At 42.7% G+C, this 971-nt stretch carries 1 protein-coding gene; it reads right to left on the reverse strand.

The window, feature by feature from the left end; translation table 11 throughout:
* On the reverse strand, positions 1-971 hold a 971-nt coding region (locus AB4653_RS27125; protein ID WP_372105787.1), incomplete at both ends, for a membrane-targeted effector domain-containing toxin.

Consider the following 971-nt stretch of genomic DNA (forward strand, 5'->3'; position numbering starts at 1 on the left):
GTACATCCATTTGCTCATTAACAAAGCGCAAACCATTAACATCGCTGCCATGTACTTCGCCAATTAAAAGACCTTTACGGTCATTTAGAAGTAGAGAAAGCTGCTCTTCGACATTCTTCTTTTCGGCAAGTTTCTTACTTAGGTCTTCGTATCCAATACCAGAATATTGGCGATCCCAGCTCTCAACATCTGTCTCATGACTACTGTGGTAAATACCTTTAATTTGATCCATTCGACCGGCTTCAACTTGAGAAACATAGTTTCTGTCTGCGAATTTCTTTAGCAAGATCATTTCAGCTGAATCGCCGGAGCTCCGATCCGACGACTTAGCTGCTTCTTTCAAGAAATAGAAAGCCATCTGAACAGACTCAACCCCGGTCAAGTCTTGAAGCTCTTGGTAACTGTAACCCAAGTGGACAGTTTTCGTCGCTTCATCCAAGACAGCTTTGCTTAGTAAATCGTTCGCCTGTGATTTTTCCAACCATTGTTTGAAGTCTGAATAATGTTCGCCAAGTTCGATGTGATATTTAGCGTCAAAGCCCAAATCCTTCGGAGTCTCTCCATTATATCCTTGCTTTGGCGATAAATACGGGTCTTCATTTGCCCAACGGACCATCATTTCGGTTAGACCCGCAAGTTCACCATTGGCTTCCTCGATCGCCACCATATAAATGTCAGCGGCAAGTTCGGGGCGTGTCTTTGCAATAGCGTCAATGGCCTTTTGGGTAACTTTCATTTCCCCTTTAAATAACTCAGTACTTACCTGCTCTTTCAATTGCGTTAGTGCATGATTACGACCGGAGGTTGGATGTTCAGCTAAATAAGCGTTAATCTTATTGCAAAGTTCAAAGCTCGCGCTCATCTGCTCTTGACCATTGGAATGATGCACCAAATCAACTTGGTCTAAGATACTTTGATAAGAAGCACCAATCGGTTTAGCAAAAATTTTCGCTCTATCTTTCAGCTCTTGC

This window comes from Vibrio sp. 10N.222.48.A3, from assembly GCF_041475345.1.
Lineage (GTDB): Bacteria > Pseudomonadota > Gammaproteobacteria > Enterobacterales > Vibrionaceae > Vibrio > Vibrio tasmaniensis_A.